The sequence below is a fragment of the Halosubterraneus shenae genome (assembly GCF_050510935.1).
Taxonomy (GTDB): Archaea; Halobacteriota; Halobacteria; order Halobacteriales; family Haloferacaceae; genus JBDGPU01.
In genome coordinates this window covers 134,987-161,162 of record NZ_JBNLVO010000003.1, presented here as the reverse complement: position 1 = coordinate 161,162, position 26,176 = coordinate 134,987, and the positions used below count along the sequence as shown (strand labels likewise).

General features: G+C 68.1%; 24 protein-coding genes, 1 other RNA gene and 1 pseudogene. 14 read left to right on the top strand and 12 right to left on the bottom strand.

Features of this window, described 5'->3' with window-relative positions:
- The first annotated feature begins 95 nt into the window (after positions 1–95).
- A complete protein-coding gene (locus ACQE3M_RS07250; protein ID WP_430504927.1) occupies positions 96–830 on the top strand; it encodes a protein sorting system archaetidylserine synthase in 735 nt (244 codons plus the stop codon).
- A 94-nt stretch (positions 831–924) separates the two neighbouring features.
- On the opposite strand, the gene ACQE3M_RS07245 is transcribed toward ACQE3M_RS07250, so the two are convergent.
- From ACQE3M_RS07245 to ACQE3M_RS07215, 7 genes are all read right to left on the bottom strand, one after another.
- Entirely contained in the window at positions 925–1,242 is a 318-nt protein-coding gene (locus tag ACQE3M_RS07245; RefSeq protein ID WP_430504926.1) for an RPA12/RPB9/RPC11 RNA polymerase family protein, read from the bottom strand.
- 72 nt (positions 1,243–1,314) lie between these two features.
- Positions 1,315–1,662 carry a DUF7111 family protein gene (locus ACQE3M_RS07240; RefSeq protein WP_430504925.1) on the bottom strand — a complete coding sequence of 116 codons (348 nt, stop codon included), beginning with the start codon at positions 1,660–1,662 and terminating at the stop codon, positions 1,315–1,317.
- A gap of 42 nt (positions 1,663–1,704) precedes the next feature.
- A complete protein-coding gene (locus ACQE3M_RS07235) occupies positions 1,705–1,992 on the bottom strand; it encodes a zinc ribbon domain-containing protein (RefSeq protein WP_430504924.1) in 288 nt (95 codons plus the stop codon).
- A 34-nt stretch (positions 1,993–2,026) separates the two neighbouring features.
- On the bottom strand, positions 2,027–2,968 hold the full coding sequence (locus ACQE3M_RS07230) for a DNA adenine methylase (RefSeq protein ID WP_430504923.1): 942 nt from the start codon (positions 2,966–2,968) through the stop codon (positions 2,027–2,029).
- An 85-nt stretch (positions 2,969–3,053) separates the two neighbouring features.
- Positions 3,054–4,283 (bottom strand): threonine ammonia-lyase, encoded by a 1,230-nt coding sequence (gene ilvA, locus ACQE3M_RS07225; RefSeq protein WP_430504922.1) that lies wholly within the window; start codon positions 4,281–4,283, stop codon positions 3,054–3,056.
- Positions 4,284–4,462: 179 nt separating this feature from the next.
- Positions 4,463–4,773, bottom strand: an RNA gene (ffs, locus tag ACQE3M_RS07220) — signal recognition particle sRNA.
- A 189-nt stretch (positions 4,774–4,962) separates the two neighbouring features.
- The gene (locus ACQE3M_RS07215) at positions 4,963–5,382 is read right to left on the bottom strand and encodes a DUF7548 family protein (protein WP_430504921.1); all 420 of its coding nucleotides are present in this window, start codon (positions 5,380–5,382) and stop codon (positions 4,963–4,965) included.
- A gap of 900 nt (positions 5,383–6,282) precedes the next feature.
- On the opposite strand from ACQE3M_RS07215, the pseudogene ACQE3M_RS07210 reads away from it, so the two are divergent.
- From ACQE3M_RS07210 to ACQE3M_RS07195, 4 genes and pseudogenes are all read left to right on the top strand, one after another.
- Positions 6,283–6,567: pseudogene (locus ACQE3M_RS07210) on the top strand (DUF5779 family protein); the annotation flags it as partial.
- A gap of 129 nt (positions 6,568–6,696) precedes the next feature.
- Positions 6,697–7,761, top strand: coding sequence for an ABC transporter ATP-binding protein (locus ACQE3M_RS07205; RefSeq protein WP_430504920.1), 1,065 nt, complete (start codon positions 6,697–6,699; stop codon positions 7,759–7,761).
- Positions 7,758–8,513, top strand: a complete 756-nt coding sequence (locus ACQE3M_RS07200; protein ID WP_430504919.1) for an ABC transporter permease — start codon at positions 7,758–7,760, stop codon at positions 8,511–8,513. The genes ACQE3M_RS07205 and ACQE3M_RS07200 overlap by 4 nt, the downstream gene beginning before the upstream one ends.
- A gap of 136 nt (positions 8,514–8,649) precedes the next feature.
- The gene (locus ACQE3M_RS07195) at positions 8,650–9,339 is read left to right on the top strand and encodes a hypothetical protein (protein WP_430504918.1); all 690 of its coding nucleotides are present in this window, start codon (positions 8,650–8,652) and stop codon (positions 9,337–9,339) included.
- Positions 9,340–9,503: 164 nt separating this feature from the next.
- Here ACQE3M_RS07195 and ACQE3M_RS07190 read toward each other — a convergent pair whose 3' ends face one another.
- The 5 genes from ACQE3M_RS07190 to ACQE3M_RS07170 all read right to left on the bottom strand — a co-directional run bounded on the left by ACQE3M_RS07190 (position 9,504) and on the right by ACQE3M_RS07170 (position 13,964).
- Entirely contained in the window at positions 9,504–11,162 is a 1,659-nt protein-coding gene (locus ACQE3M_RS07190; RefSeq protein ID WP_430504917.1) for a PH domain-containing protein, read from the bottom strand.
- Positions 11,159–11,623, bottom strand: coding sequence for a PH domain-containing protein (locus ACQE3M_RS07185; RefSeq protein WP_430504916.1), 465 nt, complete (start codon positions 11,621–11,623; stop codon positions 11,159–11,161). The genes ACQE3M_RS07190 and ACQE3M_RS07185 overlap by 4 nt, the downstream gene beginning before the upstream one ends.
- A gap of 105 nt (positions 11,624–11,728) precedes the next feature.
- On the bottom strand, positions 11,729–12,412 hold the full coding sequence (locus tag ACQE3M_RS07180; RefSeq protein ID WP_430504915.1) for a YqjF family protein: 684 nt from the start codon (positions 12,410–12,412) through the stop codon (positions 11,729–11,731).
- 274 nt (positions 12,413–12,686) lie between these two features.
- Positions 12,687–13,460, bottom strand: a complete 774-nt coding sequence (locus ACQE3M_RS07175) for an inositol monophosphatase family protein (protein WP_430504914.1) — start codon at positions 13,458–13,460, stop codon at positions 12,687–12,689.
- Between the two features lie 72 nt (positions 13,461–13,532).
- Positions 13,533–13,964, bottom strand: a complete 432-nt coding sequence (locus ACQE3M_RS07170; RefSeq protein ID WP_430504913.1) for an EamA family transporter — start codon at positions 13,962–13,964, stop codon at positions 13,533–13,535.
- A gap of 82 nt (positions 13,965–14,046) precedes the next feature.
- On the opposite strand from ACQE3M_RS07170, the gene ACQE3M_RS07165 reads away from it, so the two are divergent.
- The 9 genes from ACQE3M_RS07165 to ACQE3M_RS07125 all read left to right on the top strand — a co-directional run bounded on the left by ACQE3M_RS07165 (position 14,047) and on the right by ACQE3M_RS07125 (position 26,060).
- Complete coding sequence (locus ACQE3M_RS07165) at positions 14,047–16,221, top strand: S9 family peptidase (RefSeq protein ID WP_430504912.1); 2,175 nt, start codon at positions 14,047–14,049, stop codon at positions 16,219–16,221.
- Positions 16,222–17,407: 1,186 nt separating this feature from the next.
- Positions 17,408–18,622, top strand: coding sequence for a LeuA family protein (locus tag ACQE3M_RS07160; RefSeq protein ID WP_430505275.1), 1,215 nt, complete (start codon positions 17,408–17,410; stop codon positions 18,620–18,622).
- A 379-nt stretch (positions 18,623–19,001) separates the two neighbouring features.
- Complete coding sequence (gene ilvB, locus ACQE3M_RS07155) at positions 19,002–20,879, top strand: biosynthetic-type acetolactate synthase large subunit (RefSeq protein ID WP_430504911.1); 1,878 nt, start codon at positions 19,002–19,004, stop codon at positions 20,877–20,879.
- Positions 20,880–20,962: 83 nt separating this feature from the next.
- Positions 20,963–21,601, top strand: a complete 639-nt coding sequence (gene ilvN, locus ACQE3M_RS07150) for an acetolactate synthase small subunit (RefSeq protein ID WP_430505274.1) — start codon at positions 20,963–20,965, stop codon at positions 21,599–21,601.
- Positions 21,598–22,647, top strand: coding sequence for a ketol-acid reductoisomerase (ilvC, locus tag ACQE3M_RS07145; protein ID WP_430504910.1), 1,050 nt, complete (start codon positions 21,598–21,600; stop codon positions 22,645–22,647). Before ilvN ends, ilvC begins: the two co-directional genes overlap by 4 nt.
- Positions 22,640–22,969: a hypothetical protein gene (locus tag ACQE3M_RS07140; RefSeq protein WP_430504909.1), complete on the top strand. Its 330-nt coding sequence runs from the start codon at positions 22,640–22,642 to the stop codon at positions 22,967–22,969. Before ilvC ends, ACQE3M_RS07140 begins: the two co-directional genes overlap by 8 nt.
- Positions 22,970–24,391, top strand: coding sequence for a 3-isopropylmalate dehydratase large subunit (gene leuC / locus ACQE3M_RS07135; RefSeq protein ID WP_430504908.1), 1,422 nt, complete (start codon positions 22,970–22,972; stop codon positions 24,389–24,391). It begins immediately after the preceding gene.
- Positions 24,388–25,056 carry a 3-isopropylmalate dehydratase small subunit gene (gene leuD, locus ACQE3M_RS07130; RefSeq protein WP_430504907.1) on the top strand — a complete coding sequence of 223 codons (669 nt, stop codon included), beginning with the start codon at positions 24,388–24,390 and terminating at the stop codon, positions 25,054–25,056. The genes leuC and leuD overlap by 4 nt, the downstream gene beginning before the upstream one ends.
- Positions 25,053–26,060, top strand: a complete 1,008-nt coding sequence (locus ACQE3M_RS07125) for an isocitrate/isopropylmalate dehydrogenase family protein (protein WP_430504906.1) — start codon at positions 25,053–25,055, stop codon at positions 26,058–26,060. The genes leuD and ACQE3M_RS07125 overlap by 4 nt, the downstream gene beginning before the upstream one ends.
- Positions 26,061–26,176 lie beyond the last annotated feature (116 nt).

Below are 26,176 nucleotides of genomic sequence, written 5' to 3'. Positions count from 1 at the left end.
CGGGACGACGACCGACGACGTCGCGACATCGTCGCCGACTGACACGCCCCGTCCGGATATAAAGACGTAAATCCGCGGTTGCCGACCGCCCGGATATGCAACCGCGGTTCGTCGGCCGGCTCGGCCTCGCCGACGCGGTGACGGTGACCAACGCAGCCGTCGGCTTCGCCGCCGCCGTCCTCGCCACCGTCGACGCCGGGCTCGCCGCGCGCCTCGTCCTCTTCGGGGCCATCGCCGACGGGCTCGACGGCGTCGTCGCGCGCAAGCGGGGATCGACGCCGGTCGGCAGCTACCTCGACTCGCTGGCGGACGTCGCCTCCTTCGGCGTTGCGCCCGCGATGGTCGTCGCGGTCCGCGCGCTAGACGCCGCGAGCTTCGGGGCCGGAACCGGCGGGAGCAGCGCCGACCTCGCGCTCGCCGCGGCGGCCGTCGTCGTCCCCGCCGTCTACGTCGCCATGGCCGTCACCCGGCTCGGGATGTACACGGCCTACGACACCGACCACGACGAGACGGAGGGCGTCCCGACGACGCTCGCGGCGACCATCCTCGCGGCCGCCGTCCTCGCCGGCTACACGAACCCGATCCTCCTGCTGGCCGTGACGGCGGTGTTCGCCGGGCTGATGGTGTCGACGATCACCTACCCCGACCTCCACCCGCAGGACGCGCTCGTGATGGGGCTCGTGCAGGCGGCGACCGTGCTCACCCCGGGCTTCTGGGGCCGCGTCTTCGCGTTCGCGCTGCTGTTCCTCGCGGCCGGATATCTGATCCTCGGGCCGCGGTTCTACTGGCGGGAGGGGCTTGGGAGTGGATCCTCGCCCGTCGAGGGCTGAAGGGTAGCAGTAGGTGGAAACACCGGGTTCTCGGACAGAGACAGGTTGAAACCACGGAGGCTCTCGTGACGGGGGGCGTCGACGAGCTGCGCCCTCAGGTCTCGCGCCACTTGTGGCCGCACTCGACGCAGGTGAACAGCCGTACCTCGTAGGAGCCGCCCGGCTTCGGCATCATCTCGTAGTAGGCCTGCTCGCTGTCACAGCCGTCCGCCGGACAGGGCTCCTGCATCGTCTCCTCGGTCCCCTGGGTCGCGTCGGCCACGGCGGGTGCCCCGTCGTCCCGCTGTCCATCCCGGGTCGTCATGTCGGCCTCCGTGTCCGCGTCCCGCGACGCCTCGTTCTCACAGGAGCGACAGACCCACGCGTCGCCCTCCGTGTGCATCATCGAGCCACACTCGTCGCAGAATTGCATATGGTGTTTAAATACGGGTTCCGGATTTATGTATTAACTTCCGATCCGTCGGAGCTCTCCGTCCAGAACGTGTTACATCCCCATGTCGGCCGCAGGCTCCGGGATCGGCAGGTCGTGCACGCCGACGCCGAGCAGCTCGGCCGCGTGATCGAGGGCCATGTCGAAGCCGTAGTAGCGTTCCAGCTCGTCGCCCGCGGGGGCCGGGCGCACCTTCAACATCGCGTACCCCTCCACGTTCTGCGCGATCGCCGCGGTGGCGCCGTTGGCCTCGAACGCGAGGACGCGTTCCCCATCGGCCTCGTAGTAGCTGGCGGTGATGCCGTTCTCCGTCGCCTGCGCCGGCTCCTCGCGCGTCGGGGCCGTGGCTCGCTCGTCGGCTATCTCGTCGCCGTCCGCCGCGTCGGCGTCACTGTCGACCATGCTCGTACATCGAACGGGAGGGGTTCCAACCTGTCGGTTGCCCTAGCGAGCCTTCCGTCGACGCTGGGCCTGCGCGTCCAGGTAGCTCGTGTACCCGCCGACGATCAGCGCGAAGCCGACGAGGACCATCGCGAGCCCGACCATTCGGGACAGGCCGAGCGTGAACGCGGAGAGGAGGACCCCGACGAGCACCCCGAAGACGCCGACGAAGCCCAGCAACATGGCCAGCATCGGCGACGGCTGGAGCTCCCCGCAGTTCGGGCAGAGTCTGGCGTCCTCGCTCATCGGCTCGCCGCAGCTGAGACACTGGACGGTGCGCTGACGGGTCACGGTCGCACTCGCGGGCGCTTACTTATAAACGATCTCAGAACTCGCCGAGCGTCCTGTCGCCGTACGCCTGCCGGTCGGCGGGCGCGACCGTCGTCGCGATCACCTCGTCGACCTCCCCGCGGTTGTCGGCGTCGCTGTTGATCGCCCGCGTCGCCCCCTCGTGGTCGACGTGGAGACCGGCCTCGTCGTAGAGGTCGTACATCACGCCGCTGTTCGAGAGGATGACGTGGACGCCGCGGTCGGCCAGCTCCAGGACGGCGTCGAGCAGCTCGCGCTGGTCGTCCCTGTCGAAGCCCCCGGCGCTGTACTCCGTGAACTCGGCGGTGGGGCTCATCGGCTCGTAGGGCGGGTCGAAGTAGACGAGGTCGCCCGGCTCCGCGGCGTCGAGCACGTACGCGTAGTCGTCGTTGTGGAGGTCGCCGGCGTCGAGCCGGTTCAGCGCCTCGCTGGCGGCCCGGACCTCCTCGGCGCGCACCCAGTCGGGGTTCGCGTAGCGCCCGATGGGGACGTTGTACTCGCCGTCGCTGTTCTCGCGGTAGAGCCCGTTAAACCCGGTACGGTTTAAGTAGAGCAGCCGGGCGGCCTCGTCGAGCGGGTCGAACGCCTCGTCGTTCGGCCGCCGGTTGAACAGCGCGCGCTGCTGGTAGTAGTACTGGTCGATCGCGCGGCCGTCGCGACCCTCCTTGGCGAACTCCTCGTCAGGATCCGGGTCCGATTCCGGGTCGTCGAAATCGCGGCAGCGTTCGATCAGCGCCTCCGGTCGCTCGCGCACCTGGACGTAGAAGTTGTGGAGTCGCGTGTTGCGGTCGTTTATCGTCCCGCGGCTCGGCTCGTGGTCGAAGAAGAGCGCGCCGCTCCCGAAGAAGGGCTCGTGGAAGGCGTCGTTCTCTCGGTCGTAGTCGGCCGGGAAACGTGCGTACAGCTCGTCGAGGAGCTGGCGTTTCCCGCCCGCCCACTTCAGGATCGGCGTCGCCATCGGTTCGTCGGATGGGAGTCCGTCCGGGCTTAAAAATGAGCCGTCTGCGGCGGCGGGGCGTCGCCGGGGACGACAGCTCGCGGCGCTACACCGGCTTCGTCAGTCGCTCGACCTCGTAGCCCGCGTCCTCGATCGACCTGAGGACGTCCTCGGTGTGCTCCCGGCCGGAGGCGACGACCTCGAAGACGAGGTACGCCTCGCCGATGGAGAGGTCCTCGACGGCGCGGTCGTGCCGGACCGAGCGCACGTTGCCGCCGTGCTCGGCGATGATGTCGCTGATCTCGGCCAGCCGGCCGGGTCTGTCCTCGATGCGCACCCGGAGCGTGAGCAACTGGCTCCGGTCCTCCAGCGCGTGGGTGATGACCTCCTGGAGCGCGCTCATGTCGATGTTACCACCACAGAGGATGGGGACGACGCGCTCGCCCGCGACGTCGAGGTCGTCCGTCAGGAGTGCGGCGACGGAGGCGGCCCCGGCACCTTCGACGACCTGCTTCGCGCGCTCGAGCATGGCGAGCGTCGCCCGCGCGATCTCGTCGTCGGAGACGGTGACGACTTCGTCGACGTGCTCCGCGATGATATCGAGGGTCAACTCCGAGATGCCGCCCGTCGCGATGCCGTCCGCGATGGTGTTCGGATCCGGGTGGTCGACCGGGATCCCCTTGTCGAGGCTCTCCGGCACTGTCGCCGCTTCGGCGGCCTGCACGCCGACGACGCGAACGTCGTCGAGCCGGCCCTTGAGCGCGGTCGCGACGCCACTGATGAGTCCGCCGCCGCCAATCGGGACGACGACAGTGTCGAGGTCGTCGATCTGCTCGGCGATCTCGAGCCCGAGCGTTCCCTGCCCGGCGACGATGTCGGGGTCGTCGTAGGCGTGGACGAACGCGACGCCGGGGTCGCCGGCGATCGACCGGGCGTGGTCCATCGCCTCCGCGAAGTTGCTGCCGACGAGCTCGACGGTCGCGCCGTAGTCGCGCGTGGCGTCGACCTTCGTCTGCGGGGCCGTCGTCGGCATCACGATCGTCGAGGGGATGTCGAAGGTCGTCGCCGCGAGGGCGACCCCCTGCGCGTGGTTCCCCGCACTGGCGGCGACGACGCGCTCGACGTCGCCGCGCTCGGCGAGCTGGGAGAGCTTGTTGTAGGCGCCGCGGGTCTTGAACGAGCCCGTGCGCTGAAGGTGCTCCATCTTGAGGGTCACGTCGCCGCCGCAGACGTCGCTCAGCGAGCGACTGGGCTCGATGGGCGTCCGTCGGACGACGTCCTCGTTCGTCATGCGGTCGCGGGCTTTCTCGACGTCCGCAAGCGTGACCTCGGTCATCTGTCGGGAGCGGCTGGTGCCGAGTCGGTCGAATATTCGCCTGATCCGGTACGCATGGTTCCTGCTATACCGGAGTGTATGATAAATCGTGGGAAACGGAAATCGAGAGCGGGAGAACGGGTCAGCCTCGCGATCGGCACGGTGTCCGCGGTGCTACGCGAGTAATGAACGGTATGAATGGGTGGACGCCCGGATTGCCCGGCGTTCCGGCACGGGTAGTCCCGGTTGCCTCCTCCACCCCGCGACCCGACGAGCGACGCACGTCCAGCGGTGGGCTGCTCGCTTCCGCGCCTGACCCAGTACCACTGATCAACCACGGCAGGTCGCCCCTGCAGGCGAGTACCGTGGAACCGCTGTCCCCGTCGGACGAGGTTTCGACGTTGGCTCCCGGGGCCCGTGTCGGTCTGACCGGACGCCCCGGAGTTCGGTCCCCGCTGAAGACTACCTCACGGGTAACGAGCGGGGCCTAACCGCCCGACCTAGTCCATCCCATGATACACCGGTCCTACTTAAGGGCCTTTCGAACTGGAGGGTCCGAGCCGTCGGCGTGATTCGCTGGCACCTACGTAAAAATCAACGTAGGTGTCGGGACGGTCGCTGCTGCCGACCGTGTCCGTTCGTGCTGTCGGCAGAGTCCATTCGCGCTGTCGGCAGAGCACCTTCGTGCTGTCGACGCCGCCTATTCGCTCAACACGGCGCGGGCGTACACGGCGGCGATCGTTTGCGGCAGCAGCGAGAGCAGCACCACGGCCGGCGGGTGGTGTTCGATCCAGCTGTACTCGGCGCTGAAGCTGAAGACGACCGTCTCCGGGATCGCGAGCCACCAGCTGAGCGCGAACAGCAGGATGGCGACGCCGAGGACGACGAGCCCGCCGGCCATCGTCACCGGGTCGACGTTCCCCCGCTCGGCGGACGCGAACGCGACGATGCCGATCAGCGCGAAGAAGCCGACGCCGCCGGCGCCGACCAGCCCGGCGCTGTAGTACGCTCGCACCAGCCCGGACTGCCCCTCGACGAGCAGCCACGGGAGCGCGACGACGATGACGACGAGCAAGCATGCGACAGCACCGGCGACCGGCGCGACGCTCCGAATGTCCATGTGCGTTGCTTGCGCGGACGCGACTTAAAAAAGACTGATTCGCGTTCGTCGGATTCGTCCGATTATGGGTACTGCAAGGACGGTGTTGATATCGAGCAGCCAGTCGGTGTGTCGGTTGCTTTTGCGTGGTTAGGTCGGTTATCGTCGGTAACGACACCACTCGGCACGCCCAGAAAGCCCCAGCCGCTGAGCGGTCGCGCTGCTCGCTGCGCTCCTCACCCGGCTCACTCCGTTCGCTCACCGGGTTGCGGTGCTTCCGTCGCAGAGCGTCCCGCTCAGCGGCTGCCCCTTTCAGTCCCGCCCACTGAGTGGTCGCCGGGCGTCGCTTGCGGCGGTTGTTGGGCGGTCGCGGTGCCGGGGCGGCCGGCGCGCGCGAGCAACGCGTGCGAGGGAGGCCGGCGCCGAGGCGGTGCGGTTCCGGCGCCGGCCGAGGCTGGGGAGGGCTGAGGTATGCAGGATCTGGTGCGGTGCTGTTGCTGTCGGGTTGCGGTGCTGTCGCGGCCCTGGCGGACTGAAAGGGCGACGGCCGGTCGCGGTGTAACGGAGTCGCTGAGTCGACCTCTATCCACGCCGGGCGGTGCTGAGAGGCGTGGATATGTCGCTCAGCGACCGCGAGCGGCCGAGGGCTTTCTGGGTGTTTGCGGTGCTGTCATGAGTGAATTCGTATCACCTGTTCAGATATGCTTATAAAGAGAGGACGAGGGATTTCGAGGAGTCCGCGCTGCTGTAAAGACCAAGCCCGAGTAACCTGTTTAAACCAACACATCGCGATTGGCCGACTCCTTCCAACACGTTCGTGAATCCACCAGACCTCACTCGATTTCCGCATAGAACACCAGTCCAGAAGAACCACGCTCACAATGGGGGAACCCTTTTCTCACAGGACATGGAGATGGGGATATGAGCGACTGGGATCTGGACCTCCGGCACGCCGAGGATCAGCTGGAGGACGCGGGCTCCGGCGACGTCGTCCTCGGCGTCCTCGACGGGTCGACCGAGGCCGAGGAGTGGATCCGGAACGTGGAGTACGGGAACGTCCTCGTGTTGAACGTCGACGGCGACATCAACGAGCTCGCCGCGGGGTTCGCCCGCGAGATCCGCGACATGGACGGCGAGCTCATGCACTTCCGCGGGTTCCTCGTCGTCACGCCGCCCGGCACCGACATCGACACGGATCGCCTCTCGGCCTGACGCGGCGACCGGGGCCGTTCCGCGATCGGGGCCGTTCTCCGACCGTCGTCCTTCTCTCCTAATAACCGACCCCGGCGTCATTGAAAAGGAACCCTTAGGCGGCAGGGAGACCGATCGACCGCTATGACCGACACAGCGGCTGCCGCCGCGCTCGTCGCCGAAGACGTCCGGAAGGCGTACGGCGACGTCGTGGCGCTGGACGGCGTCAACCTCGCCGTCGATCCGGGGGAGGTGTTCGGGCTCATCGGGCCGAACGGCGCCGGGAAGACGACGCTCGTCAGGGCACTGACCGGCACGACGGACGTCGAGGGCGAGGTTCGCGTGTTCGGCGAACACCCGCGCGACGTCGACCCCGAGCGCGTGGGGCTGCTCCCGCAGGCGTTCGACCCGCCGGAGCGGCTGACCGCCCGCGAGCTCGTCGACTACTACGGCGGACTGTACGAGAACCCCCGGGACGCCGACGCGGTCCTCGACGACGTCGGCCTCGCCGACGACGCCGACGCGTGGTACGAGACGCTCTCGGGCGGCCAACAGCGCCGGGCCTGCGTCGCGACGGCGCTCGTGAACGACCCGGACGTGCTCTTCCTCGACGAGCCGACGACGGGCATCGACCCCGCCGGCCGACGGGGGCTCCACCGCCTCATCGAGGACCTCGCGGCCGCGGGCACGACCATCTTCCTCTCGAGCCACGAGATGGCCGAGGTCGAGCGGCTTGCCGACCGCGTCGCGCTGCTCCGCGACGGCGCCGTCGTCGTCGAGGGCGCCCCCGACCACCTCGTCGCCGAGTACGGCGGCGACCCGCACCTCGACGTCGACCTCGCGGACGACGGGACACCGGCCGCAGCCGCCGACCGACTCGCGGCCGAAACCGAGTTCGGGATCGAGCGGGTCGACGACCACCTGCGGTTCACCGGCGTCGCGCCCGAGGGGATCGCCGCCGTGGTCGACGCGCTCGACGCGGCCAACGTGGCCTTCGACTCCCTCTCGTGGAGCGAACCGACGCTGGAGGACGTCTACCTGGAGCTCACCGGCGAGACGTACACACCGCGGTCCGGTGCCGGGTTCGGCGGGGATGGTCGAGGGGCCGCGCCGGCCGCGACTGAGGCCGAAACGGCTCCCGCACAGCCGACCAGTACAACCGGCGCGACCGACGATACCGGCGCGACCGCCACGGAGGGCGAGCGATGACCCGGATCGGTCGCGTGAGCGCGGAGGCGACGGCGGCGGCGCGGTCGTTCCTCCGGCGCCGCACGGCGGTGTTCTTCACGTTCTTCTTCCCGGTGATCCTCGTGCTGATCTTCGGCGTCCTCGTTCGGACCCAGCCCACCGGCGGCGGGCTGTTCGCGAAGCCCGGCGGCTACTACCTCCCCGGCTACCTCGCGGTCGTCGTCCTGTTCACGCCACTTTCCCGTGTTGGTTCGGAGATCGCGCGGCATCGCTCCGGGAATCGGTTCGAGAAGCTCGCGACGACGCCCCTCTCGCGGACCGAGTGGCTGCTCGCGCACACCGTCGTCAACGTCGGGATCATCGGCGCCGCGAGCCTGCTCATCTTCGGGCTCGTCGTCGCCGTCACCGACGCGAGCGTCGCGCTCACGCCCGCGCTCATCGCGCTACCGGTGTTCGTCGTCCTCGGCGTGACCGTGTTCTGTGGCGTCGGCGCGCTGCTGGGCGCCATCGCGGACTCGCAGGACGGCGTCATCGCGGCGAGTAACACCGTCGCGCTCCCGCTGCTGTTCCTCTCGGAGACGTTCGTCCCGCCGTCGCTGCTGCCCGGGTGGTTCCTCCCGGCCGTGAACCTCTCGCCGCTAACGTACTTCGCTCGCGGCGTTCGAGCCATCACCTACTCCGGTGATCCCTGGCTCGGCGACCTGCTCGTCCTGGCCGCCCTCGCCGTCGCGTTCCTCGCTGCTGGGGCGTTCGCGATCCCGCGAACCGACTAATACCCTCCAGAATACGTTTGTGGACCCGACTCCGTAGTGAGTTCGAAATTTTGGATCCCTACGGATGGCAAGCGCGACTTCTGTTCCGGTCTTCGTTTGCCAGAAAACACTTACAACCCTCTTCTCATTATTCGGCATGAATCGTCGTGAAACCATCTTAGCCTCCATCGGTTGGTTTACTGCTCTAACTGGCTGCCTCGGTAGCAGTAATGACGACCACCCAACTGAGAACAGCGCTACCACGACGAGTAGCGACACCCTCACGGCCGATAGCGGTTCGCCGCCGACCGAAATCGGATCGACCGTGAAAATCCGTGGGGCAATATCCGAGCAGTCGACTGAAGAATACCCCGCAATCGCCGAACTGGGTGTCACGAACGTTAGCGACGTCCCAGTATCTATTCGTTCAGGGTATCGAGGTGGCGACCCGCTCGAGTGGGTAGCCCCATTATCCGAAGGACCAGTCGGGGAAGTCTGGCTGTTTCCGATCGATACGACCGGAGTTCACTTCGTCGAAGGTGGGACCCCAGAGGAACGAAAAGACGGTTGCTGGCGAGGAGCGTTCGGGGATAATGAAGAAAACAAACCGGGAATCATCAGTCACAAAAATATAATCGAACTTGATCCCGGGGAGACACACCGGGTCAGACACGAGATAATTTACGAGGGGCCGAATGACGCCTGTTTCCCGGACGGACGCTACCGGAAGGAGTTGAGTATCGAAATACTGGAGGTCGGGTCTACGAGGGTCGACGAGAGCGTGGATTACATACTGGCGTTGAACTCCGGACCGGAACTGGAACTGGAAATCGAATCGAACGAGTAGTGCCCTCGGTCACCAAAAACGAGACATCCTCAGAAGGCCAAGTGTAGACTCACGCTCGCCTTCGTTCGTGACCTGCTTCGCTGCTTGCAGCGTCCTGTGAACTGGCCGTCATTTCGATTTCGATAATTTCGAGACACGAGCCCGAACAACAGCTCCAGTGCCACCTACTGGGCTAGCCCGTTGCTTGCGTTGGTGTCGTTCCCGCTTTCCTCATCGCTCGTGGCGGAATCACTCGCGGTTTTCTCGTCGTCGACTGCGCTGTAATTTGCTTCGTCGTCGACTGCTTCCTCGTCGGTTGCTGATCGATCCCCTCCCCGCCGCCGCTCGCGCTGTTCCTGCAGCGAGCGCTGGAGCTGTTCGGTCAGCTCCTCGTGGAGGTAGTCGGCGACGGCCTCCTCGACGTCGTAGGCGACGGCGTCGCGGCCGACCAGCGAGCCCGACCCCGCGGTGTCGGCGACGACGGTGGCGACGTCCCAGCGACGCTGGAAGACGGTCCGGCTGTCGATCACCGTCTGGAGCCGGTAGTACGGGACGACCTTCGTCTCCCGACGCCAGAATCCCGAGCGCGTGACGAGGTGGTCCGGGCCGAGCCAGAAGCCGCGGTGCTTCCATTTATAATGGGCGGCGACCGGCGTCAGCGCGATCAGTGCCAGCGGCGCGTACCAGCGCTCGAAGAGGCCGAAGTAGGCGTGAACGCCGCCCGCGACGGCGGTCACGAGCCCGGCGAGCAGCGCGTAGCGGAACGCGTAGCGAACCCGGATCCGCCCCGGTGGGCGGGTGAACTCCGGCTCGCCGAACGACTCGACGGTCCGGGCGAGGTCGCGCACGCGGTCAACCCGCGCGAGCGGGACGGCCGACTGGCTCCCGCCGGATTCCCCCTGCCCGGCGGTGTAGCCCGCGGTCTCGATGGTCAGGGAGGCGTAGCCGAGGAGGCGCTTCGCGGGGTTGTCGCTGATCGTGAGGCTCTGGACCTTCTCCGTCGGGATCGACCCCGAGAAGCGCCGGAACAGCCCGCGTTCGTACCTAAGCTCGTCGCCGACGCGGGAGAGCCGGAAGCCCCAGTAGTTCGAGACGGTGACGGCCGCGCCGAGGAGCCACGACCCCAACAGCAGCACGCTGCCGAGCAGCAACCCGGTCGCGGTGAGGAGTAGCATCGAGATATCCGGGACGAGTCCGGAGACGGCCGGCACGGAGCCTGAGCCGAGGAACAGCAGGAGCCCGACGAGCCGCGCGTCGAACGAGAGCGCGCCGACCAGGGCGAGCTCCTTCGGGTCGATGGCGAACAGCGTCTCCGCGCCCCGGTCCGACTCGGAGCGGGTGCGCTCCTCGCCGGTCGCCGCGGCGTCCGCCTCGGCTTCAGCTTCGGTCATCCCGCCGGCTTCACCACCCGCTTCGGTGTCCCGGGCTTTCCGCCGCGGAATCTCCTCCTGGAGCCGGGTCGCCTCCTTGGCCGTCACGTACCGGATCGACCCCTCGGTCGAGGAGCCGCCGGCCGTTTCGAGGTCGACGGCGGCGATGCCGAGGAGTCGCTGGACGACGTTCCGGCTGACGTCGACGTTCTGGATCCGGCGGTAGGGGATCTCGCGGTTCCGTCGCGTGACGACGCCGGACGCGATGTCGAACGTGTCCTCGGTGAGGTCGTACTCGAAGCGGCGGTAGTAGGCAGTCTCGTACGCGACGCTCGCGAGGAGCCCGAGGCCCGCGCCGGCGACGACGAACTCCCGCGGGAACGTCCCCGAGGTTCCGAGGAAGAACGCGGCGATCAGGAGGCTCGAGACCTTCTGGACCGCCCGGTACGGAACCGTCAACGGCGACAGCTTCACACCGCGTCCTCCCCCTCGGCCCGGATCGCCAGTCGCTTCAGCTCCTCGCGAAGGTCGTCGGCCTGCTCCGGCGTGAGCCCCGGCACCCGCACGTCGGCGCCGCGCGACCCGGCGGTGTACACGACGCACGAGGCGAGCCCGAACGCGCGCTCGACCGGGCCGCGGCGCGAGTCGACGTGCTGGACCCGGACGAAGGGCGCGACCGTCCGGACCTCGGTGACGACGCCTCGTTCGAGGTAGAGTGCGTCCTCCTGCACCTCGTAGCTCCAGCGCCGATAGCGCAGTTGCGCGTGGCCGACCCCGGCGACGAGAACCACGCCGCCGATAGCAAGCGGGACCCAGCGCGGCAGGTCGAACAGGAGGGACGGAACCGCGGCGATCGCGGTGACGACCACTGCAAGCAGGACGGCTCGGACGGTCCAGACGATCCGGACCCGCGGGTGGAGTCGCTGTGCGGTCACTGTCCGCCCTCCGAGGCGAGCGCTTCCAACATACCCACCGCTTACGGCCGATCCCGTATAAGTGCCGGCGACTGCGGCCGCCGAGCTACCGGTGATCCCCCGCGCTCATACCCGATGAATGCGGCTCGCCGTGACGTCGATCCCGGGGCTGTAGTGGACGACCGGTTCGCCGCCCGGGTGCTCGAAGTCGTTCGTCTCGAACAGCGTGTTCGTTCGCAGGTCGACGGTGGCACGCTGGATCGGCCAGGGCTCGTGATCGATCTCCCCGCAGTAGAGGTCGTTGCCGGCCGCGTAGAACCGGTAGTTCTCCAGGAGGAACGCCGTCAGCGACGACGGGTCGGCCTCGAAGACCTCGCCGGTCGGCTCGTAGGTCGCGTCGAAGTGGCACGGGTCCGCGCCACGGTGCGTGCGATGGCTCGTGAACTCGATCCGGTCGTTCTCCCGTCCGACCTGCATCGAGGCCTTATAATACGGGAGCTGGAAGAGCCAGCGCGCGATGGGCACACCAACGGGATCGTCGGCGTCGAGGTTGAAGAAGTAGACGCCGCCCCCCCGCGGGCCGTCGACGTACGTCCGGAGGTTGAGCTCCGGGAAGGAGAGGCCGACGGGGACGCCTCGCGGGCGGACGTCCTCCATCACGAACGGGACGATGCCGAGGTAGGCGTCCCCGTCGTAGGTCGCCACCTCCAGTCCCTCGGGGAGTCGCTCGGCGACCGTTTCCGGGGGCACCGACCAGTGACAGAACAGCGCGTCTCGCCAGGTCATCTCGAGGAGGTGGGACCCGAGCATACCGAACGAAGGGAGGGTGAGCGGAAAGGATCACCGGCCGTGCCCGTGCAACGTGATCGACTCCGCGCGCTCGTCGAGCGACGGGGCGAGGGACGCGGCCGGCAGCGGCTATTTAAAAGGGACCGCGACCGATAGAGTGGTGATACTGGCGAATTCGCAACGGGGAGGCGAACGAAACCGGGGCCGTGCTTGCCGTCCGGCGGGGGCCGGTTACGTCTCAGGAAATCGCGGGAGGTGGCCGCTTCGCCTACGACCACGTGTCGCCAGCGATTCCCTACAGGATGCTCGTCGCCGTCTCGAACAGGCGGTCGCGCGTCTCGGCGTCCGGTGCGGCGACGTACAGCGTGTCGGTCGACCGCGTCGCAGCGCCGCTCTCCTCCGCGAGCAGCGTCCCGGGATACTGCTCGTAGATGTCCGGGTGGAAGCAGACGACGCCCTCCGTGGCGCCGCGGGCCAGTAGGCCCCAGTCGACGCAAGGGGACCACGTCTCGAGGACGCGCTTGCAGACGGAGTCGAGTGCGTCCGAGACCGCCCGGGCGTCCGGGCGCAGTTCCTCGTCACGAACGGCCGGGAGGCCGACGACGTACGACACCGTCCCGTGTTCGAGCGGCACGTCGCTGTCGGCCGCGAGCGGATCGCCGTTGGCCGTGGCGCCGCCGCCCCGGGTCGCGCGGTACATCGTGTCCGGGAGCGGCTCGTAGATGGCGGCGGCGACGGGCTCGTCCTCGTAGTGGCAGCAGACCGCCGTCGCGAACGACGGAAAGTCGTCGGCGAAGTTGTTCGTTCCGTCGAGGGGGTCGACGAGCCAGACGTAGTCGCTATCGCCACGGTACCCCGACTCCTCGCCGTGGGTCGCGTGCGACGGGAACGCCTCGTCGACGACATCGAGGACGCGTCGCTCCGCGGCGACGTCGGCCTCGGCCTTCACGTCGTCGACGCCGTACTCTCCGTTGACGTGGCCGCTACGGAACTCGGACGCGAGAAAGTCGCCGCCCGCACGAGCGGCCTCGGCGGCGACGTCCGCGAGCGTCTCGGGCGATATATCCATGTCCAACCCTGCTCGAAGCGCGGTAAAAGACCCTGCGACCTCCGATCGCTGGCTCGAACTATCGAAGACGCGCTACGAGCCGGCGACGAGGTAGACGCCGAGGATCGCGAAGCAGATCCCGGCGGCCTTGCGGATCGTCAGCGACTCGCCGAGCACGAGGACGCCGATGGCCGAACTGAACACGAGGAAGGTGGCGAAGATCGGGGTCACGACGCTGACGGGGCCGAGCGCGAGCGCCCGGTAGTAGGCCAGGATCCCAACGGCGAGGCAGAGGCCGGCGATCAGGACGTGAACCGTCTTCGGGCCGCCGACGTGGGGGGCGAACTCCTGGTCGCTCGCGACGACGATGCCGACGGCGGCGACGACGAGGATCGAGTTCGAGATCGCGGCCGCCACGTCGCTCGGGATCGCGTTGGGGCCGGTCGTGGCGATTCGCATCAGTGGCGCGACGAGCGCGTACGCGCCGACCGCCAGCAACGAGTAGGAGACGTAGCCGCTGAACATACTGGGCCCAGCGGGGGCGCGGCCAAATGCCTCTCGGTTCCGGTTGCCGAACGTATATGACGTGGCCGAGAGAGACGGAAGCATGGAGAACCTGCCAACCGATGCGTACTACGACCTCACGCAGATCACCGAGGTCGCCATCTCGCCCTCCGGCGATCGCGTCGCCTTCACGGCGGCCGAATCGGACCAGTCGGCGGACGAGGCAGTGACGTCGCTGTTCGTCGCGCCGACGGACGGCTCCCGCGACCCGCACCGGCTCACCAGCGTCTCCGGCGCCTCCGCACCGACGTGGGGGCCGGACGGCGACCGACTGGCGTTCCTCGCCGCCCGCGACGAGGATCTAGACCGGCGGGTGGGCTGGGAGGAGCGCGAGGACGAGGAGGCGGACGGGGAAAGCGGGAGCGACGCCGAGGAAGCCGAGGAAGGCGACGAAGCCGGACCTGGCGAGGACGAGGAGGAACCGAAGACGCAGGTCTGGTGTTTCGACCTCGCGATGGGCGGCGACGCGCGCCAGATCACCGACCGCGACGAGGGCGTCTCGGAGTTCGACTGGAGCCCCGAGGGCGACCGTCTCGTCGTCGCCGCCCGCGACCCCACCGACGAGGAGGCGGAGTACCTCGAGCAGGTGCAGGAGGGCGGCCCGATCGAGACGACGCGGATGCAGCACAAGCTCGACGGCGTCGGCTGGACCGACGACGTGACGACCTACCTCTTCGTCGTCGACGCCGAAACGGGCGCGGAGCGCCGCCTCGACGACGCCTACGGCGGCGGCGCGTACGAGGACCTCGCTGGCCTCCAGCCCGACTGGGGCGAGGCCGGGATCGCGTTCTGCTCCTGTCGGCTGCCGAACCCGGACGACACGCTCGTGGTGGACGTCTACACCGTCGACCCCGACGCGGGCGACGGTGACGAACCGTCCGGCAGCGAGGCCACGAAGCGGACCACGAGCGACCTCTCGGCGTCGAACCCGACCTGGAGCGACCACGGCACGCTCGGCTTCACCGCGGGCGACCCGGACAACTGGTGCAAGCCGGACGAGCTCTACCTGAGCGACGAGGCGGGCAGCTACGAGTCCATCACCGCCGACCTCGACCGGACGATCGCCCGCGGCGGCGACGTCAACTGGGTCGATGGCGAGGTGTACACCCGTATCGCGGACCACTCGCGCACGCGACTCGTGCGAGCGTCGAGCGAGGGCGTCGACCGCGTCTTCGAGGCGCAGGGGAACCAGCGCGCGGTCGGCGGCTTCGACGTCTCGGCGGACGGCTCGACCGCCGCACTCGTCCTCTCGGACCCGCAGGACGGCTCGGACGTGTACGCCGTCGACGTCGACGACCTCGACCAGGCGCCCGCGACGGAGCCCCACCACCCCGCGACCGACCCCGAGGGCTTCCCGAACGAGCCCGAGTCGGTCCGGCGGATCAGCCGGGTCAACGAGGACCTCATCGCGGAGTTCTCGATGCCGGACGTCGACCGCGTCGAGTGGGAGTCCGACGGCTGGGACATCGACGGCCTGCTCTACTCCGACCCCGAGGTCGACCCCCGCGACGGCGACCATCCCCTCGTCGTTGCCATCCACGGCGGCCCCATTTCCTACGACGAGCCGGTCTTCTCGTTCGTTCACGCCGCCCTGACGAGTCGGGGCTACGTCGTCTTCCGCCCGAACTACCGCGGCGGCTCCTCGCGCGGCCGGAAGTTCTGCGAAACGCTCCGCGGCCAGTGGGGCACCGTCGAGGTCGACGACGTCGTCGCCGGCGTCGAGTCCCTCGTCGACCGCGGCTGGGCCGACCCCGACCGCGTCTTCGGCTACGGCTTCTCCTACGGCGGCATCGCGCAGGGCTTCCTCGTCACGCAGGCCCCGGACCTGTTCACCGCGGCTGCGCCCGAACACGGCATCTACGACCTGCGCTCCGCGTTCGGCACTGACGACTCCCACAAGTGGATGGAGAACGAGTACGGTCTCCCGTGGGAGAACCCGGAGCCCATCGACGCGTCGAGCGCCATCCTCGACGCCGACAACATCGAAACGCCCCTGCTGGTCACGGCCGGCGGGCAGGACTGGCGCTGCCCGCCGAGCCAATCCGAGCAACTGTACCTCGCCGCCCAGAAACAGGGCGTCGACGCGAAGCTGATCGTCTACCCGGACGAGCACCACAACATCGGTGATCCGGACAGGGCGATCCACCGGCTGGACGCGCTGCTCGAGTGGTACGAGAAGCACGACCCAGCGGTTGAAGCGGACGACGACGGCAAGTAGATCGGCGGTTCTTTCGAGACGGATTCTTGATTGGATGGAGTGGAGGGTTGATACAGTCTTGCCCTTGACAGCAATGCAGACTCGTTGATAACCCTCGGCCGCTCTTTATAAATCGTTTTGAACAGGTGATACGGGATTGCTCTCGACAGCACCGCAAACACTTCGAAAGCCCTCGGCCGCTCGCGGTCGCTCCGCGACATATCCGCGGCTCTCCGCCGCGAAAGACGGTCCGGGCTGCTCGCTCCGCTGCGCTGCCGGGCTGCGACTTCCAAGCTCTCGTTCACTCCGTTCACGAGACCGGCCGCGCCCTTTCAGTCCGCCAGGACAGCAACCGCGACAGCAACAGCACCGCAACCGCACCGCAACCGCTCAGCTAGCGCAAGCCTCGCCCCTCCCCAGCCTCGGCCGGCGCCGGAACCGCACCGCCGCGGCGCCGGCCTCCCTCGCACGCGTTACTCGCGCGCGCCACCGCACTTGCGCCGCGACGGCCAACCAACCGCCGCGAGCGATGCCCTGCTACCACTCCCGGGCGGGACTGAAAGGGGCAGCCGCTGCGCGGGACGCCCTGCGAAGTAAGCGACGCGAGAGCGAAGCTCTCGCTAGTCTGAGTCTCCGACTCAGGCACCGCAATCAGCGAGCGACCGGAGGGAGCGAGCTGTGAGGAGCGCAGCGAGCAGCGCGAGCGCCTCAGCGGCTGGGGCTTTCTGGGCATGCTGAGTGGTGTTGCTGGCGCCGATAACCGAACGAACAAACCATACAACGAACCGCGATCAGGCAGCACACGACTTTTCGCGATCGGATTTATGCTCTCACCAGCAGTAGTAGACGAACCTTTCGTACACAACCTCAGAGCAGCCCTCCAATCCATTCGAATCAGCAATACTGGCCCCAAATATATCTGAATGTCGTGAAGAACCGGGGAGAATCCCACAAGTCGCAGAAGCGCGCGCGAGGTGCGGCCGAGGTCTGAACACCCGTCCAGAGAGGGTATAAACGAGATTTCGAACCAGAACTCGTCGGGAGTGTATAAGGTCCCTTTTATTCCTAACCTGCATACCACACCGATTACGTCTGGCGATTTTTGAACCTGTAATTTCGATCGTGATAGATCAAAATGGCGCGAAATCTGACTTGGCGAAATCCTTTAATAGGAGGTCCATCCTTTCATCGAGTGCGATGACACACCATACGGAGGATACGTCGGCAAAGCCGGCGGATCGAGATCTTCAAGGGCACAATAGCCTCTACCACTGAGATCGGTCCGGTTCGGATTTTCGACACCACGTTACGCGACGGCGAACAGTCACCGCGGACGTCGTTCAGCTACGACGAGAAACGGCAGATAGCCGAACGGCTGGACGACATGGGCACCCACGTGATCGAAGCTGGGTTCCCAGTGAACTCGGAGGCCGAGTTCGAAGCCGTGAGCGACATCGCCGCCGCGACCTCTGTCACGACCTGCGGGCTCGCCCGCGTCGTCGACAAGGACGTGGAGGCAGCGATAGATTCCGGCGTGGAGATGGTCCACGTGTTCGTATCCACGAGCGACGTACAGCTCCAGGATTCGATGCACGCGACCCGCTCGGATGCCATCGAGCGCGCCGTGAAAAGCGTGAAGCGAGTGAAGGAAGCGGGCGTCGAGTGCATGTTCTCGCCAATGGACGCGACGCGCACCGACCCCGACTTCCTCACGGAGATCGTCGAGGCGGTCAGCGAGGTCGACGTCGACTGGATCAACATCCCGGACACCTGCGGGGTGGCGACGCCGACGGCGTTCGGTGAAACCGTCGCCGCGGTCGACGACGTGACCGACGCGCGCATCGACGTGCACGCCCACGACGACTTCGGACTGGCCGCGGCCAATGCGCTGGCCGGGTTCGAGAACGGCGCGGACCAGGCGCAGGTGTCGGTGAACGGCATCGGCGAACGCGCCGGCAACGCCGCCTACGAGGAGGTCGTGATGGCCGCGGAATCGATGTACGGCGTCGACACCGGCATCGAGACGGAGGGCATCACGGGCCTCTCACGAATGGTCGAGGACGCGTCCGACATCCCGGTCACGGGCAACAAGCCCGTGGTCGGCCGGAACGCGTTCTCCCACGAATCCGGGATCCACGCCGCGGGCGTGATCGAGAACTCGGATACGTTCGAGCCCGGCGTCATGACCCCCGAGATGGTCGGCGCCGAGCGCGAGTTCGTGCTGGGGAAGCACACCGGCACCCACAGCGTGCGCAAGCACCTGGAGGAGGCCGGCTTCGACCCGACCGACGACGAGGTACGCACCATCACGAAGAAGGTGAAAAAGCAGGGCGCCGAGAAACGGCGCGTCACCGTCGGCGACGTCGAGCGGTTCGCCAACGAGATGGGCGTCCTCGAAGAGGAGGAGGTCAGGGTCAGATGAGCGCTCCCCCGTTTCGAAACAGTCGGCAGCGGCAGCTACGGCACCGACCAGGCCACGGAACTGAGGGATCGTCAATGACACACCCCGTTTCGCCGATGGGGTCGTGCAATCCTTGCGCGGCACGCAAGGGATTTATAGGCGCCGCCCGTTTCGGCGGACACGATGAGACGACAGGATACTCCGCAGGCTCGGTCCCGTGGAGCGCTCGCTGTCGTCGCGATCACTTCGGGTATTGTAGGGGCCTAGCCCCCTACTTACCCCACTTTTCACGGTTTCCAGGTATCGTTCACCAGCGCCGTGGCCAGCGTGTGCGGGCCGGAGTCGGTCCCACCGCGCCGGCCGCGGACGACTACTATCGCGACAACAGCAGCTACAACAGATGACTGAGCACGCAGCACAGACGGAACCGACGGACGCGGCCCCGGACGCCGGGACGGCGGCGGACGACCCCGCCGACCCCGTCACGGATTCGGCCGCGGCCACGGAACAGGAAGGGGCATCGACAGCGGACGCCGAGGAGATCTCGTCTGGCGACGCCGCGTCGCCCGCGACGGAGGAGCCGCGCACCGGCGCCGACTCGGTCGTGACCGCCCTCGAGAACGCCGGCGCCAAAACGGCGTTCGGCGTGCAGGGCGGCGCGATCATGCCGGTGTACGACGCGCTCTACGAGTCCGACGTCAACCACGTCACGATGGCCCACGAGCAGGGCGCGGCCCACGCCGCCGACGCCTACGGCGTCGTCACCGGCGAGCCCGGCGTCGCGCTCGCGACCTCGGGCCCCGGCGCGACGAACCTCGTGACGGGCATCGCGGACGCCTCGATGGACTCGGACGCGATGTTGGCGCTCACCGGCCAGGTCCCGACGGACCTCGTCGGCAACGACGCCTTCCAGGAGACGGACACCACCGGCGTCACCGCGCCCATCACGAAGCACAACTACTTCGCCGACGACCCGGACACCGTCGGCGACACCGTCGGCGAGGCGTTCGCCTACGCGGAGTCCGGCCGTCCCGGCCCGACCCTCGTCGACCTGCCGAAGGACACGACGCTGACGGAAACGGAGTCGGAGCCCGGCCCGGCGGAGGCGCCCGCCGGCACGAAACCGACGCCCGACGCCGACCCCGACGCCGTCGAACGCGCCGCGCGCGCGATCGAATCCGCTGAACGGCCCCTGTGCCTGTTCGGCGGCGGCGTTATCAAGGGCGAAGCCAGCGAGGAAGCCCGCGAGTTCGCCCGGGAGAACGGTATCCCGGTCGTTACGACGATGCCGGGCATCGGCGCGTTCCCCGAGGACGACCCGCTCTGTCTGGAGTGGGCCGGTATGCACGGCACCGGCTACGCCAACATGGCGATCACCCACACTGACTGCCTCATCGCGGTCGGCACGCGCTTCGACGACCGGCTGACGGGGGGTATCCCCGCGTTCGCGCCGGAGGCGGAGGTCATCCACGTCGACATCGACCCGGCGGAGATCAGCAAGAACGTCCACGCGGACTACCCGCTGATCGGCGACGCCGGCACCGTCCTCGACCAGCTAACCGACGCCGTCGAGGATGCGCCCGCCGCGGCCGAGTGGCGCGACCAGTGCGAGGCGTGGCAGGAGGAGTACCCGATGACGTACGCCACGCCCGCGGACGAGCCGCTCAAGCCGCAGTTCGTCGTCGAGGCCTTCGACGAGGCGACCGACGACGACACCATCGTCACCACCGGCGTCGGGCAACACCAGATGTGGGCCGCGCAGTTCTGGACGTTCACCGAGCCCCGGACCTGGGTCTCCTCGCATGGCCTCGGGACGATGGGCTACGGGATCCCCGCCGCCATCGGCGCGCGACTCGCCGCCGACGTGGAGGGTCACGAGGACCGCGACGTCGTCTGCTTCGACGGCGACGGCTCCTTCCTGATGACGATCCAGGAGCTGTCGGTCGCGGTCCGCGAGAACATGGACGTCACCATCGCCGTCCTCAACAACGAGTACATCGGGATGGTCCGCCAGTGGCAGGACGCCTTCTTCGAGGGCCGCCACATGGCCTCCGACTACGACTGGATGCCGGAGTTCGACAAGATCGCCGAGGCGTTCGGCGCCCGCGGCTTCCGCATCGACGAGTACGACGAGGTCGCCGACACGGTCGAGGACGCCCTCGACTACGACGGCCCCTCCGTCGTCGACGTCCACATCGACCCCGAGGAGAACGTTCTGCCGATGGTGCCATCAGGTGGTGCAAACGGACAGTTCGCCCTCTCGGAGGAGCACTTATGAGTGAAGAGAATCCCGAAGGCGACGACCACCCCGACCACGTCGACTACCGCACCCGCGCCGACGGCGGGAGCGACTCGGCTCGCATGCCGGGGCCGGCACCGGACGAACGACCGCGCCCCACCGGCCGCCGCAACGAGCAGGGGATCCGCATCGACCCCGCGGCCGAGGCGGAACACGAGCCCCGCCGCGCGACCATCTCGGCGCTGGTCGAGGACGAACCCGGCGTCCTCTCGCGTATCTCCGGGCTCGTCTCCCGGCGCCAGTTCAACATCGAGAGCCTCACCGTCGGCCCGACGACGGTCGAGAACCACAGCCGGCTCACCATGGTCGTCGAGGAGCCCGACCCGGGCATCGACCAGGTGAAAAAGCAGCTCTCGAAGCTGAAGCCGGTCATCTCCGTCGGCGAGCTCGCCGACGACGCCGTCGCCACCGAGCTGATCCTGCTGAAGGTGCGCGGCGACGAGCCGGACAAGGTCCAGGCCATCACCGAGATGTACGGCGGGACCACCCGCGACGCCGGCCCCCGGACCATCACGGTCCAGCTGACCGGCGACGAGGACAAGATCGACGACGCACTCGACGCCTTCGAGCAGTTCGGCATTATCGAGGTCGCCCGCACCGGCCAGGCAGCACTGGCGCGTGGCGACACCGCGACAGTCCCCGGAGAGGAACCCGGAACCTCCGGCGAACCGACACCCCACGAAACCCCATACAACAAATGAGCGACCACCTCGACGCGACGATTTACTACGACGACGACGCGAACAGTTCCCAGATCATCGACAAGACGGTAGCCGTCCTCGGCTACGGCTCCCAGGGCCACGCCCACGCGCAGAACCTCGCCGACAGCGGCGTCGACGTGGTCGTCGGCCTCCGCGAGGACTCCGCCTCCCGGAAGGCCGCCGAAGCCGACGGGCTGCAGGTCGAGACGCCCGCGGTCGCCGCGGAAGCTGCCGACGTCGTCTCCGTGCTGGTGCCGGACACCGTCCAGCCGGACGTGTACGAGAACGCCATCGAGCCGAACCTCGAGGCCGGCGACACGCTGCAGTTCGCGCACGGCTTCAACATCCACTACAACCAGATCCAGCCGCCCGAGGATGTCGACGTGACGATGATCGCGCCGAAGTCGCCGGGCCACCTCGTCCGCCGCAACTACGAGCACAGCGAAGGGACGCCCGGCCTGCTGGCGGTCTACCAGGACGCCACGGGCAACGCGAAAGCGGAGGCCCTGGCGTACGCGAAGGCCATCGGCTGTACCCGCGCCGGCGTCGTCGAGACGTCGTTCCAGGAGGAGACCGAGACCGACCTGTTCGGCGAGCAGGCCGTCCTCTGTGGCGGCATCGCCGAACTGATCAAGCAGGGCTACGAGACGCTCGTCGACGCCGGCTACTCCCCGGAGATGGCCTACTTCGAGTGTCTCAACGAGATGAAGCTCATCGTCGACCTGATGTATGAAGGAGGAATCGGCGACATGTGGGACTCCGTCTCCGACACCGCCGAGTACGGCGGCCTCACGAAAGGCGACGTCGTCATCGACGACCACGCCCGCGAGAACATGGAGGAGGTCCTGGAGGGCGTCCAGGACGGCACCTTCGCTCGCGAGTGGATCGCGGAGAACCAGGCCGGCCGGCCCTCCTACACCCAGCTGAAGGCGGCCGAGCGCAACCACGAGATCGAGGCCGTCGGCGAGGAGCTCCGCGGCCTGTTCGCCTGGGCCGACGAGGAGGAGACGGCCGAGGAGAAGGCCGAGGTGAGCGCGGATGACTGAGGAGCGCGACCGGGGCGCGGACGACCGAAGCGACGCCGACCAGTCGGAGGACCGACCCACGATGGGCGACGTCTCGCACACGAACCCGTACACGAACGAGACGTTCGGCGGCATCTATCGCCGCGGCCCGGCCGTCGCCGACGGCGGCGCCGAGCCGAAGGTCGTCGACGGCGAGGACGGCACCTCGGCGGCCGTCGACGCCAGCGATTCGGCCACCGACAGCACCCAGACGATGGGTGAGATCGACCACACGCCGCGGGACCTGAACGTGAACAACGTCTGGGACCGCGGCGATTCCGGCTTCGTCCCAGGTGACGACTGAATGAGCGAGGGCACGCTGTACGACAAAGTCTGGGACCGCCACAAGGTGACGGAGCTGCCGACCGGGCAGGACCAGCTGTTCGTCGGTCTCCATCTGGTCCACGAGGTAACGAGTCCCCAGGCCTTCGGGATGCTCAAGGAGCGCGACATGGAGGTCGCGTACCCCGAGCGCACGCATGCGACGGTCGACCACATCGTCCCGACGGGCGACCGCGACCGCCCCTTCGCGGACGACGCCGCCGAGGAGATGCTCTCGGAGCTGGAGACGAACGTCCGCGACGCCGGCATCGACTTTTCCCATCCCGACACCGGCGACCAGGGGATCGTCCACGTCATTGGACCGGAGCAGGGACTGACCCAGCCCGGCATGACGATCGTCTGCGGGGACTCCCACACGTCGACCCACGGCGCGTTCGGCGCGCTGGCGTTCGGGATCGGCACCTCGCAGATCCGCGACGTGCTGGCGACCGGCTGCGTCGCGATGGAGAAGCAGAAGGTCCGGAAGATCGAGGTTACCGGCGAGCTCGGTGAGCACGTCACCGCCAAAGACGTCATCCTGACCATCATCCGCGAACTCGGCACCGACGGCGGCGTCGGCTACGTCTACGAGTACGCCGGCGAGGCCATCGAGAGCCTCGGGATGGAGGGTCGGATGTCCATCTGCAACATGTCGATCGAGGGCGGTGCCCGCGCGGGCTACGTCAACCCCGACGAGACCACCTACGAGTGGCTCGAGGGCACGGACGCCTTCGAGGACGACCCCGAGAAGTTCGAGCAGCTGAAGCCGTACTGGGAGTCCATCGCCAGCGACGACGACGCCGAGTACGACGACGTCGTCACCATCGACGGCTCCGCGATCGAGCCGACGGTCACCTGGGGCACGACCCCCGGGCAGGGCGTCGGCGTCACGGAGCCGATCCCGGCCCCCGAGACGCTGCCGGCTGACAAGCAGGAGACGGCCCGGCAGGCGATGGAGCACATGGACGTCGAACCCGGTGACACGATGGAGGGCTACAACGTCGACGTCGCGTTCCTGGGCTCGTGTACGAACGCGCGCCTGAAGGACCTGCGCGACGCCGCGACGTTCGTCGAGGGCCGCGAGGTCGCCGACGACGTGCGCGCGATGGTCGTCCCCGGCAGCCAGCGCGTCCAGCGCGCCGCCGAGGAAGAAGGCCTCGACGAGGTATTTAAAGAAGCGGGCTTCGACTGGCGCGAGCCGGGCTGCTCGATGTGTCTCGGCATGAACGACGACCAGCTGGAGGGCGCCGAGACGAGCGCGTCCTCCTCGAACCGGAACTTCGTGGGTCGTCAGGGATCCAAGGAGGGGCGCACGGTCCTCATGAGCCCGGCGATGGTTGCGGCTGCGGCGGTGACCGGCGAGGTCACCGACGTTCGCGAGATGAAGGAGGTGACGGCCGCATGAGCGTTGACCACGACCAGTTCGCGAACGGCGAGGCGCCGGCCGAGAAGGTGACGGACGTCGCCGGCACCGGCATCCCCGTCCGCGGCAACGACGTCGACACGGACCAGATCATCCCGGCCCGGTTCCTGAAGGTCGTCACCTTCGACGGGCTGGGGCAGTTCGCCTTCTTCGACCAGCGCTTCGACGACGACGACAACGAGAAGGACCATCCCTTCAACGAGGAGCAGTACCAGGGCGCGAACGTCCTCGTCGTCAACAGCAACTTCGGCTGCGGCTCCTCCCGCGAGCACGCGCCCCAGGCGCTGATGCGCTGGGGGATCGACGTCGTCGTCGGCGAGTCGTTCGCGGAGATCTTCGCGGGCAACTGCCTCGCGCTCGGGATCCCGACGGTCACGGCGAGCCAGGAGGCCATCGAGAACCTCCAGGACTTCGTCGCGGCCAACCCCGACGCCGAGATCGACGTCGACGTCGAGAACGAGAAAGTCCACTACGGCGACACGACCGTCGACGCGAGCGTCAGTGACGCCCAGCGGAAGGCCCTCGTCGAGGGCGTCTGGGACACGACGGCGCTGATGGGCGCGAACGCGAACGCGGTCGCCGACACCGCGCGCTCGCTCCCCTACGTGCCGGACGACCACGTTCCCGATCCGGAGGAGGAAGCGTGACGGAGCGGATCGCCGTCGTTCCCGGCGACGGAATCGGTCAGGAGGTCGTCCCGGCTGCGGTCGAGGTCCTCGAAGCGGTCGAGGCCGCGAACGCCGACGTCGACTTCGAGTTCGTCGAGGCCGACGCCGGCGACGCCGTCGCCGACGCGACCGGCGTGCCGCTCCCCGACGCGACGTACGATACCGTCGCCGCCGCGGACGCGACGCTGTTCGGTGCCGCCGGCGAGACGGCGGCCGACGTGATCCTCCCGCTCCGGGAGGCCGTCGGCTCGTTCGTCAACGTCCGCCCGGCGCGGGCTTACCCGGGCGTCGACGCCGTGCGCCCGGAGACGGACGTCGTCTTCCTCCGCGAGAACACCGAGGGTGTCTACGCGGGCCACGAGAACCGCCTGAGCGAGGACCTCTCGACGCTCACGCGCGTCGTCACCTCCTCCGCCTCCCGCCAGCTCGCCGAGTTCGCCTGCGAGTTCGTCGGCGACGACCGCGGGCCCGACCACGGCGACGGCTTCACCGTCGTCCACAAGTCGAACGTGATGCGCGAGACGGACGGGCGCTTCCTCGAGGCGGTCCACGACGTCGCCGACGACCACGGGGTCGACGCCGACGAGGAGCTGATGGACGCGTTCGCGACGAAGCTCCCGATGAACCCGAGCCAGTACGGCGTCGTCGTCACGCCGAACCTCGCGGGCGACGTGCTCTCGGACCTCGCCGCCGGGCTCGTCGGCGGTCTCGGACTGCTCCCGTCGGCGAACATCGGCGAGGAGAACGCGCTGTTCGAACCGGTTCACGGCACTGCCCCGGACATCGCCGGCGACGGCGTCGCGAACCCAACCGCGGCGGTGCTCTCGGCCGCGATGCTCTTAGAGTACCTCGGCCACGACGCGGCGGGACAGCAGGTCCGCGACGCCGTCGAAACCGTCCTCGCGGACGGCCCGCGCACGCCCGACCTCGGCGGCGACGCGTCGACGGCGGCCGTCAGCCAGGCCATCGTCGAGTACCTCTGATCGTCGCCACCACCCGGACCAGCAACGACCGACGTCGACCGTCGGCCGCGCTCTTTTACCCGACGCCCTGCCAGGTTGAAGTATGCGACGCGTCGTTGCCGACGGCGGAGGGGATT